At 72.7% G+C, this 23,297-nt stretch carries 22 protein-coding genes; 17 read left to right on the top strand and 5 right to left on the bottom strand.

Annotated elements, in window-relative coordinates; genetic code table 11:
* Positions 1 to 21: 21 nt before the first annotated feature.
* The 5 genes from OEIGOIKO_RS17405 to OEIGOIKO_RS17385 all read left to right on the top strand — a co-directional run bounded on the left by OEIGOIKO_RS17405 (position 22) and on the right by OEIGOIKO_RS17385 (position 5,059).
* Positions 22 to 1,092: a LacI family DNA-binding transcriptional regulator gene (locus OEIGOIKO_RS17405; protein WP_125054837.1), complete on the top strand. Its 1,071-nt coding sequence runs from the start codon at positions 22 to 24 to the stop codon at positions 1,090 to 1,092.
* An 88-nt stretch (positions 1,093 to 1,180) separates the two neighbouring features.
* On the top strand, positions 1,181 to 2,314 hold the full coding sequence (locus tag OEIGOIKO_RS17400) for a S1C family serine protease (RefSeq protein ID WP_125054836.1): 1,134 nt from the start codon (positions 1,181 to 1,183) through the stop codon (positions 2,312 to 2,314).
* A 56-nt stretch (positions 2,315 to 2,370) separates the two neighbouring features.
* On the top strand, positions 2,371 to 2,670 hold the full coding sequence (locus tag OEIGOIKO_RS17395; protein WP_125054835.1) for a hypothetical protein: 300 nt from the start codon (positions 2,371 to 2,373) through the stop codon (positions 2,668 to 2,670).
* A 170-nt stretch (positions 2,671 to 2,840) separates the two neighbouring features.
* A complete protein-coding gene (locus OEIGOIKO_RS17390) occupies positions 2,841 to 3,578 on the top strand; it encodes a response regulator transcription factor (protein WP_125054834.1) in 738 nt (245 codons plus the stop codon).
* Positions 3,575 to 5,059, top strand: coding sequence for a sensor histidine kinase (locus tag OEIGOIKO_RS17385; RefSeq protein WP_125054833.1), 1,485 nt, complete (start codon positions 3,575 to 3,577; stop codon positions 5,057 to 5,059). The genes OEIGOIKO_RS17390 and OEIGOIKO_RS17385 overlap by 4 nt, the downstream gene beginning before the upstream one ends.
* Before the next feature lie 59 nt (positions 5,060 to 5,118).
* On the opposite strand, the gene OEIGOIKO_RS17380 is transcribed toward OEIGOIKO_RS17385, so the two are convergent.
* Positions 5,119 to 6,546 carry an LmeA family phospholipid-binding protein gene (locus OEIGOIKO_RS17380; RefSeq protein WP_125054832.1) on the bottom strand — a complete coding sequence of 476 codons (1,428 nt, stop codon included), beginning with the start codon at positions 6,544 to 6,546 and terminating at the stop codon, positions 5,119 to 5,121.
* Between the two features lie 202 nt (positions 6,547 to 6,748).
* Between OEIGOIKO_RS17380 and OEIGOIKO_RS17375 the strand changes: the two genes are divergently transcribed.
* Both OEIGOIKO_RS17375 and OEIGOIKO_RS17370 read left to right on the top strand, forming a co-directional pair.
* Complete coding sequence (locus OEIGOIKO_RS17375; protein WP_125054831.1) at positions 6,749 to 7,603, top strand: NAD(P)H-binding protein; 855 nt, start codon at positions 6,749 to 6,751, stop codon at positions 7,601 to 7,603.
* Between the two features lie 123 nt (positions 7,604 to 7,726).
* On the top strand, positions 7,727 to 7,942 hold the full coding sequence (locus OEIGOIKO_RS17370; RefSeq protein ID WP_125054830.1) for a DUF4287 domain-containing protein: 216 nt from the start codon (positions 7,727 to 7,729) through the stop codon (positions 7,940 to 7,942).
* Between the two features lie 36 nt (positions 7,943 to 7,978).
* On the opposite strand, the gene OEIGOIKO_RS17365 is transcribed toward OEIGOIKO_RS17370, so the two are convergent.
* Positions 7,979 to 8,485 (bottom strand): DUF3574 domain-containing protein, encoded by a 507-nt coding sequence (locus OEIGOIKO_RS17365; protein WP_125054829.1) that lies wholly within the window; start codon positions 8,483 to 8,485, stop codon positions 7,979 to 7,981.
* Between the two features lie 223 nt (positions 8,486 to 8,708).
* Complete coding sequence (locus tag OEIGOIKO_RS17360; RefSeq protein WP_125054828.1) at positions 8,709 to 10,580, bottom strand: bifunctional metallophosphatase/5'-nucleotidase; 1,872 nt, start codon at positions 10,578 to 10,580, stop codon at positions 8,709 to 8,711.
* Positions 10,581 to 10,714: 134 nt separating this feature from the next.
* Here OEIGOIKO_RS17360 and mshD point away from each other — a divergent pair, with 134 nt between their 5' ends.
* The 8 genes from mshD to OEIGOIKO_RS17320 all read left to right on the top strand — a co-directional run bounded on the left by mshD (position 10,715) and on the right by OEIGOIKO_RS17320 (position 18,621).
* The gene (mshD, locus tag OEIGOIKO_RS17355; protein WP_125054827.1) at positions 10,715 to 11,662 is read left to right on the top strand and encodes a mycothiol synthase; all 948 of its coding nucleotides are present in this window, start codon (positions 10,715 to 10,717) and stop codon (positions 11,660 to 11,662) included.
* Between the two features lie 294 nt (positions 11,663 to 11,956).
* Positions 11,957 to 12,838: an MEDS domain-containing protein gene (locus tag OEIGOIKO_RS17350; RefSeq protein ID WP_125054826.1), complete on the top strand. Its 882-nt coding sequence runs from the start codon at positions 11,957 to 11,959 to the stop codon at positions 12,836 to 12,838.
* Between the two features lie 3 nt (positions 12,839 to 12,841).
* Positions 12,842 to 13,321: an ATP-binding protein gene (locus OEIGOIKO_RS17345; protein ID WP_125054825.1), complete on the top strand. Its 480-nt coding sequence runs from the start codon at positions 12,842 to 12,844 to the stop codon at positions 13,319 to 13,321.
* A gap of 146 nt (positions 13,322 to 13,467) precedes the next feature.
* Positions 13,468 to 13,782 (top strand): chaplin family protein, encoded by a 315-nt coding sequence (locus tag OEIGOIKO_RS17340; protein WP_125054824.1) that lies wholly within the window; start codon positions 13,468 to 13,470, stop codon positions 13,780 to 13,782.
* A gap of 376 nt (positions 13,783 to 14,158) precedes the next feature.
* Positions 14,159 to 16,441, top strand: coding sequence for an RNA degradosome polyphosphate kinase (locus OEIGOIKO_RS17335; RefSeq protein WP_125054823.1), 2,283 nt, complete (start codon positions 14,159 to 14,161; stop codon positions 16,439 to 16,441).
* Positions 16,425 to 17,579 (top strand): CHAD domain-containing protein, encoded by a 1,155-nt coding sequence (locus OEIGOIKO_RS17330; protein WP_125054822.1) that lies wholly within the window; start codon positions 16,425 to 16,427, stop codon positions 17,577 to 17,579. The genes OEIGOIKO_RS17335 and OEIGOIKO_RS17330 overlap by 17 nt, the downstream gene beginning before the upstream one ends.
* 7 nt (positions 17,580 to 17,586) lie before the next feature.
* Positions 17,587 to 18,021 carry an NUDIX hydrolase gene (locus tag OEIGOIKO_RS17325; protein WP_125054821.1) on the top strand — a complete coding sequence of 145 codons (435 nt, stop codon included), beginning with the start codon at positions 17,587 to 17,589 and terminating at the stop codon, positions 18,019 to 18,021.
* Between the two features lie 177 nt (positions 18,022 to 18,198).
* The gene (locus tag OEIGOIKO_RS17320; RefSeq protein WP_125058755.1) at positions 18,199 to 18,621 is read left to right on the top strand and encodes an Hsp20/alpha crystallin family protein; all 423 of its coding nucleotides are present in this window, start codon (positions 18,199 to 18,201) and stop codon (positions 18,619 to 18,621) included.
* 182 nt (positions 18,622 to 18,803) lie between these two features.
* Here the strand turns inward: OEIGOIKO_RS17320 and OEIGOIKO_RS17315 are convergent, their stop codons facing one another.
* On the bottom strand, positions 18,804 to 19,616 hold the full coding sequence (locus OEIGOIKO_RS17315; RefSeq protein ID WP_125054820.1) for a class I SAM-dependent methyltransferase: 813 nt from the start codon (positions 19,614 to 19,616) through the stop codon (positions 18,804 to 18,806).
* A gap of 212 nt (positions 19,617 to 19,828) precedes the next feature.
* Between OEIGOIKO_RS17315 and mshA the strand changes: the two genes are divergently transcribed.
* Together mshA and OEIGOIKO_RS17305 are read left to right on the top strand one after the other, a co-directional pair.
* Complete coding sequence (gene mshA, locus OEIGOIKO_RS17310; protein ID WP_125054819.1) at positions 19,829 to 21,226, top strand: D-inositol-3-phosphate glycosyltransferase; 1,398 nt, start codon at positions 19,829 to 19,831, stop codon at positions 21,224 to 21,226.
* Positions 21,219 to 21,734 carry a type III secretion system chaperone family protein gene (locus OEIGOIKO_RS17305; RefSeq protein WP_125054818.1) on the top strand — a complete coding sequence of 172 codons (516 nt, stop codon included), beginning with the start codon at positions 21,219 to 21,221 and terminating at the stop codon, positions 21,732 to 21,734. Before mshA ends, OEIGOIKO_RS17305 begins: the two co-directional genes overlap by 8 nt.
* 98 nt (positions 21,735 to 21,832) lie before the next feature.
* Here OEIGOIKO_RS17305 and OEIGOIKO_RS17300 read toward each other — a convergent pair whose 3' ends face one another.
* On the bottom strand, positions 21,833 to 22,900 hold the full coding sequence (locus OEIGOIKO_RS17300) for an alpha/beta hydrolase family protein (RefSeq protein WP_246177383.1): 1,068 nt from the start codon (positions 22,898 to 22,900) through the stop codon (positions 21,833 to 21,835).
* Between the last annotated feature and the right edge of the window lie 397 nt (positions 22,901 to 23,297).

Here is a 23,297-nt window from a genome sequence, read left to right as displayed (position 1 = left end):
CACCCGCGTAGACTGCCGCGCGTGGCCAAGGTGACGCGGGATGATGTGGCAAAACTGGCGGGTACCTCGACCGCCGTGGTGAGTTACGTCATCAACAACGGACCGAGGCCGGTCGCCCCGGCCACGCGCGAGCGGGTGCTCGCCGCGATCAAGGAGCTGGGGTACCGCCCGGACCGGGTCGCCCAGGCGATGGCGTCCCGGCGCACGGACCTCATAGGACTGATCGTGCCGGACACCCGGCAGCCGTTCTTCGCGGAGATGGCGCACGCCGTCGAGCAGGCTGCCGCCGAGCGCGGAAAGATGGTCCTGGTCGGCAACGCCGACTATCTCGACGAGCGCGAAGTGCACTATTTGCGCGCTTTCTTGGGGATGCGGGTGGCCGGGCTGATCCTGATCAGCCAGGGGCCCAGCGAGCACGCGGCGGCCGAGATCGACGCCTGGGACGCCCGGGTGGTGCTGCTGCACCGGCGGCCGGACGCCATCGACGACGTGGCCGTGATGACGGACGACGTCGGCGGCGCGCAGCTGGCGACCCGGCATCTGCTGGAGCACGGCCATCCGTACGTCGCCTTCCTCGGCGGCACGGAGGAGACCCCGAAGTCCGGCGACCCGGTGACCGATCACCTGGAGGGCTGGCGCCGGGCGATGGAGGAGTCCGGAAAGTCGCTCGAAGGGCGTTATTTCCACGCGCCGTACAACCGTTACGACGCCTATCAGGTCGCGCTGGACCTGCTGGCGGGCCCGAACCGGCCGCCGGCCATCATGTGCGCCACCGACGACCAGGCGATCGGCGTCCTGCGGGCCGCCCGCGAACTGCGCATCGACGTACCGGGCGAACTGGCCGTGGCCGGATTCGACGACGTCAAGGAAGCGGCGCTGACCGACCCGCCGCTGACCACGGTCGCCTCCGACCGGGAGGCGATGGCGCGGGCGGCGGTCGACCTGGTGCTGGACGACGGCCTGCGGGTGGTCGGGTCGCGGCGCGAGCGGCTGCGGCTGTTCCCGGCCAGGCTGGTGGTCCGGGGTTCGTGCGGCTGCGGCCCGGCCGCCGCGGGTGCGGTGCCGGCCGCCGAGCGCGCCGCCCGCAGCTGATCTTCCTTACACCGGGCATACCTACTTCTGTCGGGCCTCTCAGGGCGTTCTCAGACGGTTCTCATGGTCAGCTCGCACAGTCGGGTACATGACCGAAACCTACCGCCGCAGCGGCGACGAGACTCCTCAGTACCAGGGTTACGCCCACGGGCCGCAGGCGCAGGGCGGGACGAGCGGGACGGGTTACCCGGCCCCGCCGCCCCACCCGCCGTACGCCGCACCGCAGCCGGCGGCCGGCACCCCCGCGGGCCCCGGCGGCACCGCCGGTTTCGGCGGCTCGGGCGACTCGGGCGGGCCGGGCGGTCCGGAAGGCCCCGACGGCACCGGCACCCCCGCGCCGCGCCGCCGGGCCCGCCGCCCCGTCGCGCTGATCGCCGCCGTGGCGCTCGCCTCCGGTCTGATCGGCGGCGGCAGCGCCGCCCTCATCGGCAGCGCCACGGACCGGCCGCAGACCAACACCACCACCCCGGCCGTCAACGCGGGCTCCGCCAAGAGCAGCGGCAGCGTCTCCGCGGTGGCCAAGGCCGTCACCCCGGCGATAGTCGAGATCAAGGCGCGGACGGCGAGCGGCGAGTCCACCGGCTCCGGCGTGGTCATCACCCCGGACGGCGAGATCGTCACCAACAACCACGTGGTGGCCGGCGCCTCCTCGGTCGAGGTCACCTTCAGCGACGGCACCAAGAAGCAGGCCGACGTGGTGGGCACCGACCCGGACAAGGACCTGGCCCTGATCAAGGTCAAGGGCGCCAAGAACCTCACCACCGCCTCGCTGGGCAACTCCGACAACCTGGCGGTCGGCGACGAGGTCGTGGCCATCGGCTCCCCCGAAGGGCTCACCGGCTCGGTCACCAGCGGCATCGTCTCCGCCCTCAAGCGCGATGTGACGGTCCCCAAGGACGACGGCCAGGAGCGGCAGCCGCAGCAGGGCGGCCCCGGCTGGCCGTTCGAGTTCGGCGGCAACCAGTACAACGGCGACACCGGCCGGTCGAAGACCACGTACAAGGCCATCCAGACCGACGCGGCGCTCAACCCCGGCAACTCCGGCGGCGCGCTGATCGACATGAAGGGCCAGGTCATCGGCATCAACTCGGCCATGTACTCGCCGAGTTCCGCACAGGGCAGCAGCTCGGCGGGGAGCGTCGGCCTCGGCTTCGCCATCCCGATCAACACCGTCAAGGCGGACCTCGCCAACCTGCGGGCGGGCGGCAGCAGCAACAGCTGAGCCGGCGGCTCCCTCCCCCTTCCCCCGCCCCGCACCGCACGCACGAGAGGACCCCCATGACCAGCAAGATCACCGTCCCGGTCCACCGCGCCCGCCGTGCCGTCGCCGCCGTCATCGCCTGGAGCGCGGGCGAGAAGCGGCACAGCGCGGGCGTGCTGACCGTCGACCACGGCGCGGACGCCCGTACCGGGCCCGCCGACCTGGACCTGGCCCGCGACCTGGCCGAGGCCGACGCCCGGGTGCGCCCGGCCCGCACCGTGCGCCCCACGGAGGTCGCGGCGGCCGCCCGGCCGCGCCCCCAGCGGGGCACCGCGGCGGCAACGGCCCGGCCGTCCCGGGCCGCCGCCCGGAGATGACCGGCGCGCCCGCACACCCCGGCGCCGTCCCCCGCGCACCGGGCGCCGTGCGGACCACCGACGAGACCGTGCCGAGCGACGTACCCCGGCCGCCGGCGTGCGAGGCTGACATGCTGGACCGCGGAATCCCCGGTCAGCCGCCCACACCCACACCCGAGGTAGTCACAGCGATGAGTCCCGCCGAGCACGGTGACCAGCCCGCCCGCATCCTGATCGTCGACGACGAGCCGGCCGTCCGGGAGGCGCTGCAGCGTTCCCTCGCCTTCGAGGGCTACGCGACCGAGCAGGCCGTCGACGGACTCGACGCGGTCGAGAAGGTCGCCTCCTACGACCCCGAACTCATCGTGCTGGACGTGCTGATGCCCCGGATGGACGGACTGACCGCCGCCCGGCGGCTGCGGGCGAGCGGCGTGACCGTACCGGTCCTGATGCTGACCGCCCGCGACACGGTCGGCGACCGGGTCACCGGCCTGGACGCGGGCGCCGACGACTACCTCGTCAAACCCTTCGAACTGGACGAACTCCTGGCCCGTATCCGTGCGCTGCTGCGCCGCAGCTCGTACGCGGCGGCCGCCGGCGCGCAGCCCGCCGAGGGCGACGCGCTGACCTTCGCCGACCTGCGGATGGATCTGGCGACGCGGGAGGTGACCCGCGGCGGGCGGCAGGTCGAGCTGACCCGTACCGAGTTCACCCTGCTGGAGATGTTCCTCGCGCACCCGCGCCAGGTGCTCACCCGTGAGCAGATCCTCAAGGCCGTCTGGGGCTTCGACTTCGAACCGACCTCCAACTCCCTCGACGTGTACGTGATGTACCTGCGCCGTAAGACGGAGGCGGGCGGCGAACCGCGGCTGGTGCACACGGTGCGCGGCGTCGGGTACGTGCTGCGCTCCGAGGGCGGCGCCGAATGAGCCACCCGTCCGCCCAGAACGGCGGAGCGTGGCGGCGTCTGAAGGGGCGCGTCGTGCACCGCTACCGGATGCTGCCGCTCCGCTCCCGGCTGGCCCTGCTCACCGCGGTCGCCGTCGCGCTGGCCGTGGCCGCCTCGGCCGCCGCCTGCTGGGTGGTCACGCGGGACCGGCTGACCGAGCAGCTGGACGAGACGCTGGCCAGTCAGTCCGTACCGGCCAGCATCGTGAAGGCCATGGGCGACAAGTGCACCGGTTCGCTGCCCGGCGACGTCTGGCTGGCGGTGCCCACCGATTACACGATCCAGATCGTGACCCCCGACGGCAACGTCTGCACCTCCTGGTCGAAGACCGCCATCCCCGCGCAGCAGTCGGACGTGAACGTGGCCAGGGGCCTGTCCGACCAGAGCTTCCACACCACCCGGACCGACGACGGCAAGGAGATGCGGGTCCTCACCCGCCCCTACGGAGGCCCGCTGACCGACCGGTTCGGCCCGCAGGTCGCGATCTCCGTGGCGACCCCCATGGACCCGGTCACCGACCCCCTCAACCAGCTCGCCCTGATCCTGTTGATCGTCACCGGCGTCGGCGTCCTCGGCGCCGCCACCGCGGGCCTGTGGGTGGCCCGGACCGGCCTCAAACCCGTGGACCGGCTCACCGAAGCCGTCGAACATGTCGCCCGTACGGAGGACTTGACGATCCGCATCCCCGCCGAGGGCGAGGACGAGATCGCCCGCCTCTCGCGCTCCTTCAACTCCATGACCGCCGCGCTGGCCTCCTCCCGCGACCTCCAGCAGCAGCTGATCGCGGACGCCGGGCACGAACTGCGGACGCCGCTCACCTCGCTGCGTACCAACATCGACCTGCTGGTACGCAGCGAACAGTCCGGCAGACAACTGCCCGCCGCGGACAAACAGGCGCTGCTGACCTCGGTCAAGGCGCAGATGGGCGAACTGGCCGCGCTCATCGGCGACCTCCAGGAACTCTCCCGCACACCGGACTCCGGGCCGGGCGGCGGCGCCTCGGTACCGGTCGCCGCGCTGCACGACATCGTGGAATCCGCCCTGCGCCGCGCCCGGCTGCGCGGCCCCTCCCTGGACATCACCGCCGAGGTGGACCCCTGGTACGTACGGGGTGAACCGGCGGCCCTGGAGCGCGCGGTGGTCAACCTGCTGGACAACGCGGTCAAGTTCAGCGCGGCGGACGGCGCCGTCGAGGTCGCGCTGCACAAGGGCGAGCTGCGGGTACGCGACCACGGCCCCGGCATCCCGGAAGAGGAACTGCCGCACGTGTTTGAACGCTTCTGGCGCTCGCCGTCCGCCCGCAGCCTGCCGGGCAGCGGCCTCGGGCTGTCGATCGTGGCCCGTACGGCCTACCAGGCGGGCGGCACCGTCGAACTCCGGGCGGCGCCGGGCGGTGGCACGGAGGCGGTGCTGATCCTGCCGGGGGCGGGCACTCCGCCGCCGGACCTGCCCGGGGCCTGAGAGGCGGGGGCCGGGCCGGGCAACCGCCCCCCGCCCCGGAGGACCGGCCCCTCCCGCCCCTACTTCCCCTTGCCCTTCGCCGCGCTGCCGATCGGCAGCCCGGAGCCGGTGATGTGCACCCGGATGCCGTCCTTCTCCACGGAGATGTCCCGCAGCCGCACGTCGCCGGGCGTGTCGGGCAGCCGGAAGGACAGCGACAGCCGGTCGGCGAGCTGCGGCTTGGTCAGCCCGGACAGCGCGCCCAGGATCTTCGGGTCGATGCCGATCTTCTGGAGCAGCCACGGGTGGTCCACCACCACATCGACCAGGTTGACCTGCATCAGCTGCTCGATGAAGCGCGGCGCGCCGGTCAGCTCGTGCAGCTTCTTCTCGTTGCGCAGCGCGTCGTCGATGGCCTGCTGCGGGATGCCCAGGCGCTCCGCGATGGCCGGCACGCCCAGCAGCGACTTCACCTTGGCGGCCTGCCGGCTCACCTCGGCAGCGGCCTTGCGGGTCAGCCGCAGCCCCTCCTCCTTGCCGGTGCCGGGCCGGTAGACGGCCACGTCGGCGATGTCCAGGCGCATCTTGCTGATGTCGGTGGAGATCCCGCGGTCCCCGGCCTGCTTGATGTGCGCCTCCGCCCGTACGCGCAGCTCGTGCCCGGCGATGGGCAGCTGCCCGACCGCCCGTACGGTGTTGGGGCCCAGCTCGCTGAACCGCACCTGCGAGGCGCCCAGTTCCCGGTTCATGTCGTCGAACGACAGCAGTACGGTGCCGTTCATGGTGCCGACCGTGGCGCCGGTGAGGGAGGCGGGCAGGTCGCCGTCGAGCCGTACGTCCTTCGCGCTCGCCTCGACCTTGGCCAGCGACACCCGGTCGGCCGCCAGGTCGGGCACGGAGACATCCACCTGGTCGAGGCGCTTGCCGAGCACCTGTGTCAGGAAGGGAAAGCCCTTGATGTCGACTTCCGGGTTGGCGTTCAGGTGCAGTGAGTTCTTCAGCTGCTCCTCGGCCTTCTGCTGCGCGTACAGCACGGCGAACCGGTCCGACAGTGCCAGGAACGCCACACACACCAGGACCGCGATCAGCAGTTTCGCCGTCTTCGACACCGCCGCGAACCGGCGGATGCCGCGCTTGCGGCCGCGGTGGTTCGGCGGTTTCCAGGCGTGCGGGTCGTCCTCGTCGGAGCGCAGGCCCAGGCCCAGCGGGTCGTCGCTGTCGTCGCGCTCGTTGAGGTACGTACGCCGGGTGAGGGGCGCGGAACCCGTCGTCCCGTCCGCGCCGGGCTCCGGCTCGGGATCGGCCAGGGCGGCCAGGTCCGCATACGGATTGATCTTCTCGAACCGGGCGGTGTCGTGCATGTCGCCTTCGTGACCGCCGTTACCGGTGCCGGCGCCGCTGCCAGCAGCGTCCTTGCCGGCCATGTCCGCTGTTGTCCGTGATTCCGAGGTGTCCGGTGTGGGGGAGGGGTTCGAGGAGGGTGAGGGTATGCGTGTGGGGATGCGCATCAGGCCATCCCACCATGGTGACAACCCTCGAACGCAAGTCCTACTGGCGGTAAGTGAGGTATACGCGGGCTTGTCCCGTCCGCTTGGCCGGAACCCGCCGGTGGCACCGCCGCTCCCCGGGAATTCCGGCTGCTGCCAGACGTTGACCAGTGGCGACACCCCTGTGTCACACGCGGACCACGCCACCTGAAAGGGCGCAGCGATGATCGTAGTAACCGGGGCCACCGGCAACATCGGCCGGAGACTGGTCGGGCGGCTGCTCGCGGAGGGAGCCTCCGTACGGGCCCTGACCCGCGACCCCGAGCGGGCCGGGCTGCCCTCCGGCGCCGAGACGGTACGGGCGGACCTCACCGACCCGGCCGCGCTCGGCCCGGCCCTGAGCGGCGCCGACGCGCTCTTCCTCAACCTGGCGGCAGGCGGCGGCGACGCGGGCCCCGCGATCGTCGAGGCGGCGGTGCGGGCCGGCGTGCGCCGTATCGTCCTCAACTCCTCGATAGCCGTCACCGACGGCCCGGAGGACGACGACAACTTCGTCTCCCGTATGCACAGCGTCGCCGAGCGCGCGGTCCGGGCCTCCGGCCTGGAATGGACCTTCGTGCGGGGCGGCGCCTACGCCGCCAACGCGCTGCTGTGGGCCGAGGAGATCCGGGAGAGCGGCGTGGTGCGCGACCCGCTGCCGGACGCCGTCACCTCGCCCGTGCACGAGGACGACCTCGCCGCCGTCGCCGCGGTGGCCCTCCTGGACCGTACGGGCGCCCACAACGGCCAGGCGTACGTGGTCACCGGCCCGGAGGCCCGCACCAGGGCGGAACAGGTCGCCGACATCGGCCGCGTCCTCGGCCGTCCGACCCGCCTGGAGGTGGCCCCCGCCGAGCAGGTGGCCGAGGAACGCGCGACACCGGTCCTGCCCAAGGAAGCCCTGCTCGAACTCTTCAGCCTCTTCGCCACCACCGTCGGCACCACCCCGCCGATCACCGACACCGTCCAGCGGGTCACCGGCCGCCCGGCCCGCACCTTCGCACAGTGGGCCCAGGACCACGCGGCCGACTTCCGCTGACCCGCGCGGCGGCCCGGTCGTCCGGACCGGAATCCGGGCCGGGGCAAGCCGGAACCTGAGCGGCTTGCCCTCCTCCCCGCGCAGGTCAGAGTCGTTGTCAGTGGTGGCTGTCAGACTTCGCTCATGACTGACAACGCTGTTAAGGGCCCGGCCAGTTACTTCCCGTCGATCGAGAAGAAGTACGGACGGCCGATAGCCGAGTGGAAGGAGCTCCTGCGGGCGTCGCCGTTGAGCAAGCACATGGAGCTGGTCGGCTGGCTCAAGGGTGAGCACGGGATGGGGCACGGGCACGCCAACGCGCTGGTCGCGCACACTCTGGCGGAGGACAAGGGACAGTAGGGGGCGAAAACCGGCCGAAGGCGGGCTGTCGTCCCGTCAGAAGTCCACCCTCGCCCGGTCGTCGATGCGGGCCACCGACTCCTGGCCGAAGCGCTTCATGTAAGCGGTGCGGATCTGCTCGATCTTGGGGTTGTCGCTGCCCGACTGGGAGGTGGGGTAGAGGAGGATCAGCTCGTACGAGCGCTCGCGCTCGATCGTGCCGTGCGCGTCGCGGTACTGGCCGTAACCGTCCTGGACGGTGAGGCCGTCGGGGAAGCGCGGCGTGACGAACTCGTCGACGAAGGCGTGGAACTCCTTGTCGGTGACCGGCGGGCCGCCGTCCGGGCGGGCCGTGCCGAACAGAAGGCTGGTCTCGATGTACGGACGGCCTTCCACGGTCTTCCGGGGAGCGGCGGCGGCCGTGGCCGCGGGCCGGTCCTCCTCGGCCAACGCCGCGTACGCGGTGGGGGCTCCGGCCCCCAGGAGCGCGGCGCTCAGCACGAGCGCGGCCAGGCGCAGACGGGGGCGGGCGGGGGACGTGCGGGGGCGGGAGACCGTCGGCATGGGCGTGCCCTTCGAGCGTCGGCGGATCGGAGCATCAGAGGACCGAGGGAGAGATACGCGATCGCTGAGCGTAGTCAGGTGTCGGTGCCGACGCGCCGTTCGTTCTGGACATCCCGTGGTGGGCGGGGTGGCTGCGTGGGCGGGGTGCCGGACGCGTCGGACGGACGACGTACGGCCCGGCGGTGACACCCCGCCGGGCCGTACGAGAAGCCGCCGTCGTCCGTTACTTGACGACCGTGATCCGGTCCGCCTTCGGCGGCGCGAGCGGCGCGGCCGCCGAGGAGTGCGCCGTCAGGTACGCGGTGAGCGCGTCCAGGTCGGACGGGCCGACGTACTTGTCCTTGCCCTCCTTGAAGGCGGTGAAGCCGTCACCGCCGCCGGCCAGGAACTCGTTCATGGCGACGCGGTAGGTCTTCGCCGGGTCGATCGGCTTGCCGTCCAGCCGCACCGAGTCCTTGGCCACCCGGCCGGCGCCGGTCTTGGTCAGGTCCAGGGTGTAGGTCAGCCCCGCGGACACCTGGAGGATCTTCGGCGACGCCTCGTTCGGGCCGCTGACCTGCTGCTGGAGCGCGGTCAGCAGCTGCGCGCCGGTGAGGGTGACGACCTGGGTCAGGTTGGTGAAGGGCTGCACGGTGAACGCCTCGCCGTACGTGACGACGCCGTCCCCCTCGCTCCCGGACGCCTTGTACGCCAGGTCGGAGCGGATGCCGCCGGGGTTCATCAGGGCGAGCTGCGCACCGCCCTTGTCCGCGGCCCGGGTGGCCTCCAGCTGCGCGTCGGAGATCAGGTCACCGAGCGGCGACTCCGGGGTCGCCGCCCCGCGGCCCGGGATGTCGGCGGTGATGTAGCCGACGGGCTTGTCGGCCACCGGCGCGGCGAGCTTGTTCCAGCGCTGGATGAGCGCGGTCATGTCCGCGGCCTTGGGCTGGGCGCGGTGGACGACGTGGTTGCGCGCGGTCGCCGACTTCACCGACGTACGGACGATGTCCTTGGTGCGGCGGTCGTAGGTGAGCGTCGTGTCCGTGTACAGCTTGCCGAACGAGGCCGCCGAGGTGACGGTGCGCGGCATCCCGGACGGGTCCGGGACCGTGCACGCGTACGCCTGGTGGGTGTGGCCGGTGACCAGCGCGTCCACCTTCGGCGTGACCTTCTTGGCGATCTCCGCGATCGGCCCGGAGATGCCGGCGCCGGGACCGGGGCTGTCGCAGTCGTAGTCGTACGCGGTCGAGGCGGGCATGCCGCCCTCGTGGATCAGCGCCACGATCGACTTCACGCCCTGCCGGTCCAGCTCCTTGGCGTACCGGTCGATGGTCTCGGCCTCGTCGTGGAACTTCAGCCCCTTGACGCCGTTGGCGCTGACCACGTCGGGCGTGCCCTCCAGCGTGACCCCGATGAAGCCGATTTTGACGCCCTTGTGCTTCCAGACGGTGTACGGCTTGAGGATCGGGCGGCCGGTCTTCTCGTCGGTGACGTTCGCGGCGAGGTACGGGAAGTCCGCGCCCTGGAAGCGCTTGCCCTTCTCGTAGCAGCCCTCGGTGGGGTGGCAGCCGCCCTTCTGGAGGCGGGTCAGCTCGGCGCGGCCCTCGTCGAACTCGTGGTTGCCGACGGAGGTGACGTCCAGGCCCAGCTTGTTCATGGCCTCGACGGTCGGCTCGTCGTGGAAGAGCCCGGAGAGCAGCGGGCTGGCGCCCACCATGTCGCCGGCCGCCGCGGTGACCGAGTACGGGTGCCCCTTGCGTGCCGTACGGAGCGCGTTGGCCAGGTACTCGACGCCGCCCGCCGCGATCTTCTTCTTGCTGCCGTCGGCCTGCTGCTCCTCGACGGTGCCGGCGGAGCCCTGCGGGGGCTCCAGGTTGCCGTGGAAGTCGTTGAAGGAGAGCAGCTGCACGTCGACGGTGCGGGAGGCGTGGCCCCCGCCGTGGCCGTGCCCGTTCCCGTGGCCGTGTCCGGTGTGGCGGGCGTGGGCGGCGGTGGAGGTGGCGGCGGGTTCGGCGCCGGCCGGTGCCGCGGCCGTGATGCCGACGGCGGCGGCGAGCGCCGCCGCTCCCACCGTCAGTCTGCGCGTGGTGCGCCGCCGCTGCGGTCTCGGTGACATGAGGAGGGTCTCCCTTGTGGGCTGGTGTCCGAGCGGACGCAGCCTACGGTCAACGCGCGTAGCGGAACAGGGGTGACAGATGACGGACCGGTGTGCGTCGGGTGTACCGGCGCCCGGGCCGTACGCTTCGAAGCATGACTGACGCAGCACAGGACAAGAGCCGGGCGGGCCGGCGGGTCGAGGTCACGGACGAGCTGACGCCGGACGCGGCCGCCGCCGCCCTTGCGCTGATCGAGCAGGCCGCGGCGACGGACGGGCAGCCCGCCGTGTCCGAACAGGGGCGGCTCCAGCTGCGCGGCGGGCGGCGCGAGGGCGTACGGCACCTGCTGCTGTACGTACCGGGCGGGCCGGACGACGAGGCCGGAGTGCTCGCCGGGTACGCGCAGCTGGAGGACACCGACCCCGTGGAGGCGCCCGCCGCCGAACTGGTGGTGCACCCGTCGCACCGGGGCCACGGCCACGGCCGGGCGCTGGGCACCGGACTGCTGGACGAGTCCGGCCGCCGCCTGCGGGTATGGGCGCACGGCGGCCACTCCGCGGCCCGCCACCTCGCCCAGACCCTCGGCATGACGCTCTTCCGCGAGCTGCGGCAGATGCGCCGCCCGCTGAGCGGCCTGGAGCTGGCGGAGCCGGAGCTTCCGGAAGGCGTGTCCGTACGGACCTTCCAGCCGGGCACCGACGACGCGGCGTGGCTGGAGGCGAACGCCGCCGCCTTCGCCCACCACCCCGAGCAGGGCTCGCTGACCCAGCGCGACCTGGACGACCGCAAGGCCGAGCCGTGGTTCGACCCCAAGGGCTTCTTCCTCGCGGAGCGGGACGGCCGGCTGGTCGGCTTCCACTGGACCAAGATCCACGCCGCCGAGGGCCTGGGCGAGGTCTACGTGGTCGGCGTGCGGCCGGACGCGCAGGGCGGCGGACTCGGCAAGGCACTCACCGCGATCGGGCTCAGGCATCTGGCGGGTCAGGGCGTACCGACGGCGATGCTCTACGTCGACGCGGACAACGTGCCCGCCGTGACCGTCTACGAGCGGCTCGGGTTCACCACGCACGAGACGGACCTGATGTACCGCACGGAGACGTGAGTGCGGGGAGACGTGCGCACGCCGGGGCATCGGCACGCGGTGACGTGAGCGAACAGAACACGTCATCGCCTGTCGTACAGAACCCGGCGTGCCGTCCCCTTCGTTGAGACGGATAACGAACCCAACCGATCGTCTTCCGCCGCACAGTGGTCCTCGGACGCCGCCGTTCCGTCCTCCGGTCCGGCGGCGCCGTACGTCCCGCTACCCTCCCGGCTGAGTGCCCGCACCCGGCGCCCCGTAGACGGCGCGCCGGTGCCGTTCGGGCCGAAACGGCGGCAGACGTAGGAGAGTTCCTTGCCCTTCCAAGCCGAAGAGCACATCCGGATCGTCCCGGTGGAGCGCCTGCGGCCGGGGGACCACGCCTTCGCGAGTTACGCCGACGAGGAGTCGCGCTGGTCCACGATCGGCTCGTTCGCACAGACCGGCATCACCCGCGGGGAGCGGGTGCTGCTCTTCGCGGACCCCGCGGTGCCCGAGACCACCGTGCTGGAGCACCTGGAGGCGTACGGTCCGCCGGTCGGACCGCCGCTGGAGTGCGGCCAGTTGAAGCTGCTCACCATGGACCGGATGTGGCAGCCGCGGGAGATCTCGGTGGAACGGCAGATGGCCGGGTTGCGGCGGGAGGTCGAGGAGGCGCTGCACGAGGGGTACCCGACGGTCCGCAGCGCCATCGACATGGCCTGGGTGGCGGCCTTCGGCGCCGACATCGAACGGGTCCTGTGGCGGGAGAGCAAGGGCTGCCACTACCTGTTCACCGACGCGCACTACACCGAGATCTGCACGTACGACGAGACCCGGTTCAGCGACGACGTCCTGGACCGGGCGGCGGCCGGCCACCCCACCGCCCTGCTGAAGCGCCCCGGCACGCTGCTGGTCCTGCCGGTCGCGGAGCCCGGCGCCGGCACGTACGGGCTGCGGCTCGTCGGCGAGGCCGACCTGTCCACCCGTGAACCGTTCAACGACGCGCTGCGCCGCATCGCCGGCTCGGCGGAGCCGCGCGTCCTCCTGGACCTCACCGAGCTGTCCTTCCTGGACGTCTACTGCGCACGGGCCGTACTGCGGCTGGCCGCCGAGGACGGCAGACGGGTCGTCATCCGGTGCGACGGCATACACGCCCACACGTTCCTGCTTCTGGGGGCGCTCGACATCCCGCAGCTGACCGTGGAAGGCGAGTGACGCATGGGACCGACGACCCAGGGTTCCCCCGCCGGGGGCCCGCAGCGGCCGCCAGGGCCGAGCGTGCGTCTCGCCGCCGACCACCGCCTGGAGACCGGCTTCACCTCGGCCGACCTGCCGCGGCTGCGCGTCGTGCTCGGCGAGTACGCGGCACGCCTGGGCCTGGCCGGGAGCCGCCGCAACGCCCTGCTGCTGTCCGCCAACGAACTGGCCGACAACGCGATCCGGCACGCGGGGGGAGGCGGACTGCTGACGCTCTACCGCAGGGGGGCGCTGGTGTGCTGCCGCGTCTCCGACGACGGGCCGGGTTTTGAGGCCTCCGTCATTCCCGAACGGCCGCCCGGACTGGCGGAGTCCACAGGCTGGGGGCTGTGGACCGTACGCCGGCTCACGGACGGCCTGGAGATCGGCCCGGGCAGTGGCCCCGGCCCGCGAGGTGCCGTCGTCACGTGCTGCGTACACGTGGTGTCCTCGGCGGGCTGACCCGGGACGGGCCACCGTACGAGCTCACCGGACCGCTGACGGCCCGGTCCGCCGCCGAACGGGTGATTCCGTACCGTCACGTACCGCGGCGCGGTCCCGTGGCGGGGCGGCCCGTGTCCGCAGCCGACGGTCGTCGTTCGCAACGCATGCGCACAGGACACATCGCTGCCGCAGCGGTCGCTTCGACCGCGGCGGCCGTCATGGGGCTGTCGGCCGCGTCCCCCGCGCACGCCGGCATCGGGCACCTCGGCGCCGCCGTGTTCGGCAGCAAGTGCGCGGCACTCCGTCATCCGGGCCGGACCACGGCCACCGCCCAGGACCCCGGCCTGGCCCTCAGCAACCTCACGCAGGTCCCGGCCCACGTGCCCTACAACCACTGCGGAGCGATCGACCTCGTCCCCGACGACGTCCTCAACGCGGACACGACGACCGAGCTGGTGCCTCTGCACCCGGTGAAGTAGCCCGTACGGAGCGCCGGCCCGTCGCGGCGTGCGGACGCCGGCCACCAGGTCGCGTTGCCGCCGCGCGCCCGGCCGCGAGCGCCGTGATGCCGTGCGCACGCGGGGGCGCACGCCGGAGCGACCACGCGCCCCTTTGCGCGCCCCAGGGGGCGCGCCCCCGGAAACGCAAGGCACGGGAATGTAAACACCGGGGAGTAGCGGCCCGCTTGCCTGGCCGCCACGTCCCCGTTACCGGCGATTCAACGTCGCTTGCGAGCATCACTGGATGCAGCCCGCTGTCCCGAATGCCGCCGGCCGCCGCCTGCGCCCCGTACCGGAACCCGTACCGGCTCCGTCCGACGGGCTGACAGAGCCCCCGGCGCGGAAGAATAAGGCCATGAACCAGCAGCCCAGCGCCCAGGACACGGACCGGACCGAGCCGACCACGTCCCGGACTGCGGCGCACCTGCCGCCGTCCGCGCAGCCGTCGGTGGGCTCCATAGCCGCGCACCGCCCGCACGCGGTCGCTGTGCCGGTGCCCGAGCTGGAACCCGACCTCGACGCGGACCTGGACGACTACGAGGAGACCGGCGCGGCGGGTGCCGACGGCGCGGAGCTGCCCGCCGGGCGCTTCCTGGACCGCGAGCGCAGCTGGCTGGCGTTCAACGAGCGGGTGCTGGAACTGGCCGAGGACCCCGCCACCCCGCTCCTCGAACGGGCCAACTTCCTCGCGATCTTCGCGAGCAACCTCGACGAGTTCTTCATGGTGCGCGTCGCGGGCCTCAAGCGGCGCATCGCCACCGGCGTCGCCACCCGCTCCGCCTCCGGCCTCCAGCCCCGCGAGGTGCTGGACCTCATCTGGACCCGCTCGCGCGAACTCATGGCCCGGCACGCGGCCTGCTACCAGCAGGACGTCGCCCCCGAACTCGCCGACCAGGGCATCCACCTGATCCGCTGGCCCGAGCTGACCGAGAAGGAGCAGGCCCGCCTCTTCACCCTGTTCCGCCAGCAGATCTTCCCGGTCCTCACCCCGCTCGCCGTCGACCCGGCCCACCCGTTCCCGTACATCTCCGGCCTCTCCCTCAACCTGGCCGTCGTGGTGCGCAACCCGGTCAGCGGGCACGACCACTTCGCGCGGGTCAAGGTCCCGCCGCTGCTCTCCCGCTTCCTGGAGGCCGCGCCGCAGCGGTACGTGCCTATCGAGGACGTGATCGCCGCGCATCTGGAGGAGCTGTTCCCGGGGATGGAGGTGCGGGCGCACCACATGTTCCGGGTGACCCGCAACGAGGACCTCGAAGTCGAGGAGGACGACGCGGAGAACCTCCTCCAGGCGCTGGAGAAGGAGCTGATGCGGCGCCGCTTCGGGCCGCCGGTCCGCCTGGAGGTCGAGGAGTCCATCGACCCGGCCGTACTGGACCTGCTCGTCCAGGAGCTGAAGGTCTCCGACTCCGAGGTCTACCCGCTGCCCGGCCCGCTGGACCTGACCGGCCTCTTCGGTATCGGCGCCCTGGACCGCCCCGAGCTCAAGTACCCCAAGTTCGTCGCGGGCACCCACCGCGACCTCGCCGAGGTCGAATCGGCGTCCGCGCCCGACATCTTCGCCGCGCTGCGCGCCCGTGACGTCCTGCTGCACCACCCGTACGACTCGTTCTCCACCTCCGTCCAGGCGTTCCTGGAGCAGGCCGCCGCCGACCCGGACGTGCTCGCCATCAAGCAGACGCTGTACCGCACTTCGGGCGACTCGCCGATCGTGGACGCGCTGATAGACGCGGCGGAGTCCGGCAAGCAGGTGCTCGTCCTGGTCGAGATCAAGGCGCGCTTCGACGAGCAGGCCAACATCAAGTGGGCGCGCAAGCTGGAGGAGTCGGGCTGCCATGTGGTGTACGGGCTGGTCGGCCTCAAGACGCACTGCAAGCTGTCGCTCGTCGTCCGCCAGGAGGGCGAGATGTTGCGCCGCTACTCCCACGTGGGGACGGGCAACTACCACCCCAAGACGGCCCGGCTGTACGAGGACCTGGGGCTGCTGACCGCCGACCCGCAGGTCGGCGCGGACCTCTCCGACCTCTTCAACCGGCTCAGCGGCTACTCCCGGCGGGAGACCTACCGGCGACTGCTGGTCGCCCCCAAGTCCCTGCGGGACGGCCTGGTGCAGCGCATCACCAAGGAGATCGCGCACCACCGCGCCGGCCGTCCCGCCTCCGTCCGCGTCAAGGTCAACTCGATGGTTGACGAGGCCGTCATCGACGCGCTGTACCGGGCCTCCCAGGCCGGTGTACCGGTCGATGTGTGGGTACGCGGCATCTGTGCCCTGCGGCCCGGCGTCGAAGGGCTCAGCGAAAACATCAGGGTACGCAGCGTGCTCGGCCGCTTCCTCGAACACTCCCGGGTGTTTGCCTTCGGCAACGGCGGCGAACCCGAGGTCTGGCTGGGCAGCGCCGACATGATGCACCGCAACCTCGACCGGCGGATCGAGGCGCTGGTACGGGTCACCGACCCGGCCCACCGCGCCGCCCTCGTCCGGCTCCTGGAGACCGGCACGTCGGACACCACCTCGTCCTGGCACCTGGGCCCGGACGGCGACTGGACCCGGCACGCGGTCGACGCGGACGGCGCGCCGCTGCGCAACGTACAGGAACTGCTCATTGACGCCCGGAGGCGCAGGCGTGGCTCAGCGACATGACTTCCCCCCGCTCCGCTACGAGCCCGCGGGGCCCGGCGGCGCGCCTGCCGCCCTGGCCGACGGACCGGCACGGCCCGGCGGGCCGGCGTACCCCGGCAGCCACCCGTACCCGTACGGAACCGACGGCTCCGCACTGACCGGACGCACCGCCCGCGACGTCCTCGCCGCCTACCTGCACCACCGGGCGACGGACTTCCTGCGCAGCCTGCGCGCCCACGGCGAGAGCGGCCCGGACGCGGAGAGCACCCGGGAGGCGGCCCGCCAACTGCGGTCCGCCGCCCGGCGGATCGGCGGCGCGCTGCACACCTTCCGGCCGCTCACGGACGAGCGGTGGGCCGACCACCTGCGCGGTGAACTGGCCTGGCTGTCCGGCACGCTGGCCCGCGAACACGCCGGAACGGCACGGCTGGACCGGCTGCTGGGCGCCCTCCAGCGCCTCACCGCCCCTTGCGACCTCAACAGCTCCGCCGCCCCTCCTTCCCGGGACGCACCGGACCCCGACGCGGCCGAAGCCCTGCTGTCCGCCGGAGCCGCGCGCGCCGGCGCCCTGCTGGAACGGCAGATCACCCTCGCCCGCACCCGCGCCCACTCCGCCGCCCTCCAGGCGCTCGGCTCCTCGCGCTTCCACGCCGTCGCCGACGCCGTGGCCGTACTCGCCTCGGAGGTGCCGCTCACCGCCACGGCCGACCGGCCCGCGCCGGACGCGCTGCTCCCGCTGGCCGAACAGGCTCACCGGCGCCTCGCCGAGGCCGTCGCGGCCCTGCCGCTCGCCCGCGCGGGCCAGGCGTACAACGGTGACGCCCGCACCGCCGCTTCCCGGCAGGACGCGCCCTGGCACCAGGTACGGCTGCTGGCCCGCCTCAGCCGGTACGCCCAGGAAGTGACCGACCCCGACGACGCCGACCCGCGCCTGGCGGAAGCCGGCTGCGCGCTGGAACGCCACCGGGACGCCGCCGAAGCCGCCGCCGCGGCCGCCGCGGCGGCCCGCACCCCGCGTATCGCCCCCGCCACCGCCTACGCACTCGGCGTCCTGCACGCCGACCAGCGCCACGAGGCCGAAGCGGCCCGTTACGTGTTCGGCCGGGTCTGGCTCCCCGCACCCGTACCGGAGCCCGGCCCCGCGACGCGGAAGGGATGACGGAGCGATGTCGGTGCCCGCGAAACCCGTCCGTGCGGCCGGCTGCGTCCTGTGGCGCCGTTCCGCCACGGCCGACGGCCTGGAGATCGCCCTCGTGCACCGTCCGAAGTACGACGACTGGTCGCACCCGAAAGGCAAGCTCAAGCGCGACGAGGACTGGCTGGCCGGCGCCCTGCGCGAGGTAGCCGAAGAGACCGGGTGGCAGTGCCGCCCCGGCGCCCGGCTCCCCAGCACGCACTACCTCGCCAACGGCCGCCCCAAGGAAGTCCGCTACTGGGCCGCCGAAGCCACCCACGGCGGCTTCACCCCGAACATCGAGGTGGACCGCCTCCGGTGGCTCCCGCCGGACCAGGCCCGCCGCGTCCTGACGCAGGAACGGGACCGGCAGTTGGTGGACGCGCTGCTGGGGGCGCTTCAGAGAGGACCCGGGGTGGCTTCCTGACCTGGCCTTTTACGGATGGTGCGGGGGCGTCCCCAGGAGCGCCCCCGCACTCCGTTTCCGCCCCGGCGCTCCCACCTCAGAAACCTTGAGTCGGGGCTTGTCAATTTTCCTTCTCCGAGCTACAACAGAAGGCAGAAGGGCATCGCACCCACTGCCTTCGGAAGGAGATGACCCGTGATGCTCATGCGTACCGATCCGTTCCGCGAGTTCGACCGCCTCACCCAGCAGGTGCTCGGGACGACAGCCCGTCCCGCCGCACTGCCGATGGACGCCTACCGGGCCGGGGACGAGTTCGTGATCCACTTCGATCTGCCGGGAGTCGATCCGGAGACCGTCGACCTGGACATCGAGCGCAACGTGCTGACCGTCCGCGCCGAGCGCACCCCCACCGCCCCCGAGGGCGCCGAGCTGATCGCGAGCGAACGTACGGCGGGCAAGTTCAGCCGCCAGCTGTTCCTCGGTGACGCGCTCGACAGCGACCGGGTGGACGCGGTGTACGAGAACGGCGTGCTGACCCTGCGCATCCCGGTCGCGGAACGGGCCAAGCCACGCAAGATCGAGATCGCGGGCGGGAGCTCGCGCAAGCAGATCTCCCACTGAGGTACGGGTCCGGCCCGGCCTGCCCGACGGGGCGGCCGGGCCGGCCCGGGACCCCGTCGGCCGCTCCCCGTCGGCATGCCCGCCTTACACGGACGGGCCCGCCCGCCTCTACCGGCACGACCGCCGCACACGGGCATACCCGCCTCACAGCTGCTCACCCGCCTCACACCGGCTCACCCGCTTCAAACCGGCGCGACCGCCTCCCACCGCACGGTGACCTCGCCCTGCCGCCACCGCCGGGGCCCGTCGGCCAGCGGCCACGCCGTACTCAGCGCGAGCACGCTGCGCATCCACCGCTGCCGCGCGCCCAGTGAGGCGTACGGGGCGGCCGCCGCCCACGCCCGGTCGAAGTCGCGCAGGAACGCGTGCACGGGCTGGCCCGGCACATTGCGGTGAATCAGCGCCTTCGGCAGACGTTCCGCCAGGTCGGAGGGCGTTTCGAGGGCGCTCAGGCGGGCCGCGAAAGTCACCGTGCGCGGGCCCTCCGGGCCCAGCGCCACCCACACGTGCCGCCGCCCGATCTCGTCGCAGGTGCCCTCCACCAGCAGCCCGTCCGGCGCCAGCCGCGCGCACAGCCGCTCCCACACGGCGGGCACCTCGTCCTCCGCGTACTGGCGCAGCACGTTCGCCGCCCGGATCAGCACCGGCGCCCGCCGTCCCGGCAGCGGCACCTCGAACCCGCCGTGGGCGAAGTTCAGTCCCGGGCACGCGTACGGCGCCGCGGCGGCGACCCGCGCCGGGTCGATCTCGACGCCGACCACCTCGACGTCGGCCCGGACCGTACGCAACCGGGCCAGCAGCTCCACCGCGGTCCAGGGCGCGGCGCCGTATCCGAGGTCCACGGCGACCGGGGCGGGGCCGCGGCGCAGTGCGGTGGCGTGATGGGCGGCGATCCAGCGGTCCATGCGGCGCAGCCGGTTCGGGTTGGTGGTGCCGCGGGTCGCGTTCCCGAGGGGGCGGGAGGGCGGGGGAGAGGCGGACGAGCTGCGGACCATGATCTGACCTTATGCGCCTGGGCCCCGGCCCCACCTCCACACCCACTGCCACCACCAACCCCACCCGCCTTATCTGCCCCCCGAGGTCACGCTTTGGCAAAGTGAAGAGAGAGCGGGCTCACAGGGAAATGGATGCGCGGGTTCCGTTGTTACGGGCTTCGGAGGCGCCGCACGCCCCGGCCCAGGCCGTACCGGCTAGGAGGTAGCCCGCAGTGAGCCAATACGTGTCCAGGCTCCGCAGCCGTTCCCACGGTCCGTTCCCGGGCCGCTCCGGGCTGCGCCTGCCGGGCGCGGTCCGCCGTCCGCGCCGGGTCGCCATGCTGAGCGTGCACACCTCCCCGCTGCACCAGCCGGGCACCGGCGACGCCGGCGGCATGAACGTCTACATCGTCGAGCTGGCCAGGAAGCTCGCCTCCCTCAACATCGAGGTCGAGATCTTCACCCGGGCCACGACCGGCACCCTGCCGCCCGCCGTCGAGCTGGCCCCCGGCGTCCTCGTCCGGCACGTGGACGCGGGCCCGTACGAAGGCCTGGCCAAGGAGGAGCTGCCGGCCCAGCTGTGCGCCTTCACCCACGGCGTGATGCAGGCGTGGGCGGGCCACCGCCCCGGCTACTACGACCTGGTGCACTCCCACTACTGGCTCTCCGGCCACGTCGGCTGGCTCGCCGCCGAGCGGTGGGGCGTCCCGCTCGTCCACGCCATGCACACCATGGCCAAGGTCAAGAACGCCGCCCTGGCCGCGGGCGACACCCCCGAACCCGCCGCGCGCGTCATCGGCGAGACGCAGATCGTGCGCGCCGCCGACCGGCTGATCGCGAACACGGACGAGGAAGCCGCCGAGCTGATGCGGCACTACGAGGCCGGGCCGGACAAGGTCGCCGTGGTGCACCCGGGCGTCAACCTGGACCGCTTCCGCCCCACGGGGCCGGCCCCTGCCACCTCCCTCGACCCCTCCGACACCGCTGCCTCCCGCTCCGCCGCCCGTGCCCGCCTCGGCCTCCCCCAGGACGCCCTGATCCCGCTCTTCGCCGGCCGTATCCAGCCGCTCAAGGCGCCCGACATCCTGCTGCGCGCCGTCGCCGTCCTCCTCGACGAGGACCCGTCCCTGCGCTCGCGCCTGGTCGTCCCGGTGGTCGGCGGCCCCAGCGGCAGCGGCCTGGCCAAGCCCGAAGGGCTGCAGAAGCTGGCCGCCCGCCTGGGCATCGCCGACGTCGTCCGCTTCCGCCCGCCGGTCGGCCAGGAGCAGCTCGCCGACTGGTACCGCGCCGCGTCCGTCCTGGTCATGCCGTCCTACAGCGAATCCTTCGGCCTGGTCGCCATCGAGGCCCAGGCGTGCGGCACCCCGGTGATCGCCGCCGCCGTCGGCGGCCTGCCGGTGGCCGTGCACGACGGCGTCAGCGGCTTCCTCATATCCGGCCACGACCCGGCCGACTACGCCCGCGCCCTCGGCCGCTTCGCCCGCGACACCGCGCTGGCCGGCCGGATGGGCGGCGCCGCCGCCCGGCACGCCCGGTCCTTCGGCTGGGACACCGCGGCCGCCGCGACCGCCGAGGTGTACACCGCCGCGATGCAGGAACGACGCCGTCACCTACGATCACCCCATGGCTGAAGACCGCTCCCAGGCTGATGCCGCGGCACGACAGGTGATCGAGGCGGCTCTCGACGAGGCCGGCCTGACGTGGGAATCGCCCGCCGACGGTACGTACGTGGTGACCCTGCCCGGCACCCGCAAGCTCGCCACGACCTGCTCGCTGATCGTCGGCAAGCACTCCCTGTCCGTCAACGCTTTCGTCGTCCGCCACCCGGACGAGAACCACGAAGCCGTGCACCGCTGGCTCCTCGAACGCAACACCCGCCTGTACGGCGTCAGTTACGCGATCGACAAGCTCGGCGACATCTACCTCGTCGGCAAGCTCCCCCTCGCGGCCGTCACCCCCGACGAACTCGACCGCATCCTCGGCACGGTCCTGGAGAACGCCGACGGCAGCTTCAACACCCTCCTGGAGATGGGCTTCGCATCCGCCATCCGCAAGGAGTACGAGTGGCGGGTCGCGCGGGGCGAGTCGACCCGCAACCTCGAAGCCTTCAGCAACTTGACCCGGCGCCCGTCGACGTAACGGCTCTGCGGGAGCGCCCTCATGGGAGCGCGCCCCCGCGAAAACGCCTCCTGCGGGAGCGCCCTCATGGGAGCGCGCCCCCCGCAGAAACGCCTCCGTCACCACACGAACCGCACCTCCGGAAAACGTCCCGACGGACCGTCCAGCAACCCGCTGTCCGTGCCCTGCCCCCGCAGCCACCGGTCGAAGAACGCCGTCACATACGCCCGTTGCGCCGCCACCGAACGCTCCGGCACGACCGTACCCACCAGCTTCTCCACGTCCTTCCGCGGCAACCCCGCCTTCCGGGCCACCTGCGGCACCATCCACTGCGCGTCCGTGAAGCTCGCGTGCGCGGCGCCGGCCAGAGTCAGGTCCCGGTGCCACCCCGAACTGTGCTCCCACACCGCCTTCCAGGACGGAACCGTACGGTGGTTGTGGCCCTCCACGCCCATCAGGAGCAGTGGCCGGTCCAGCCCCTCCATGCCGACCGTGGACGGGTTGGCGGGGTCGAAGTCGTCCTGGGTGTAGCCCATCACTCCGTCGAGGTTCACCGCCGCCTTGATGCGGCGGTCGTCATGCATGGCCTGAGCCGCCGTGAACCCGCCGCCGGACTGCCCGAACATCCCCACCGCACGCAGCTCCAACACCCGCCGCAGCGCCCCCGGAAGCGCACCCGGCCGGCCCAGCTCGTCCAGCACGAAGCGGGTGTCCGCCACCCGCACCGCCGTCAGCTTCCTCAGCAGCGCGACGATCTGTGCCGGATTCCCCTGCGTCTTCCGGACCTCCTCCTGCATACGGGTGCGCGCCACCCGCCCGTCCGGAAACTCCACCCCGGGCGCCTCATACGTGTGATCGATGCTCACGACCGCGTACCCGCGCGAGGCCAACTCGTCACAGAGCGTGCTGCCGAACGTGCGCGGATCCCCGGCGCCGGGCGAGTACAGCACGACCGGGAATCCCCGTGGCCGTCCGCCGGGCCGCGCGGCCGGCGCGTCCAGGTGCGCGTACGTACGGGTGGCGCCCCAGTCGACCGTCCCCTTCGGAATGACCTCCGAGAAGTTGCTCCAGTCGTCGAACGCGGCGGCCTCCCCGGGCAGCATCTGCGGCGCCCGGGAATGCCCGCCCACCGCACACGCCGGGTAGCGCACACTGACCATCAATTCCCGGTACGGCCGTTCCGCCACCCAGGGATCACGCCGCCGGCCGTCCACGAGGCGAAGCGAAGTGACCCCCACCGGATACGCCCCGGTCGGCGCGGGCAACGTCAGCCGCACCGGTCCCGTCCCCCGGAGGCCCGCCCTCGGCCGCCCGACCGGCAGGCCCGCCCTCGGCCGCCCGACCGCCACCGACGCACCCGGAAACACCGCTGCCGCGGCAGCCGCCACCCCGGTGATCAAACAATCGCGCCGCGTAAACACCGCCATGCCCTGCCCTTCTCCCGTCCAGCGCCCATCGGCCGCCCCACCAGGCTCTCCGCCCTGACGACCAGCTTCCCGGAGCTGTGCACGCGGCGCGATGGTGCCAGCCCCCTGTCGACACCCGTGCCCCCACGAGGCCCGCCCGCCCCCCTCACCCGCCGAC

It is taken from the genome of Streptomyces paromomycinus (genome assembly GCF_003865155.1).
Lineage (GTDB): Bacteria > Actinomycetota > Actinomycetes > Streptomycetales > Streptomycetaceae > Streptomyces > Streptomyces chrestomyceticus.
The sequence above is the reverse complement of the archived record's forward strand: the minus strand, read 5'-3'. Positions and strand labels throughout refer to the sequence as shown.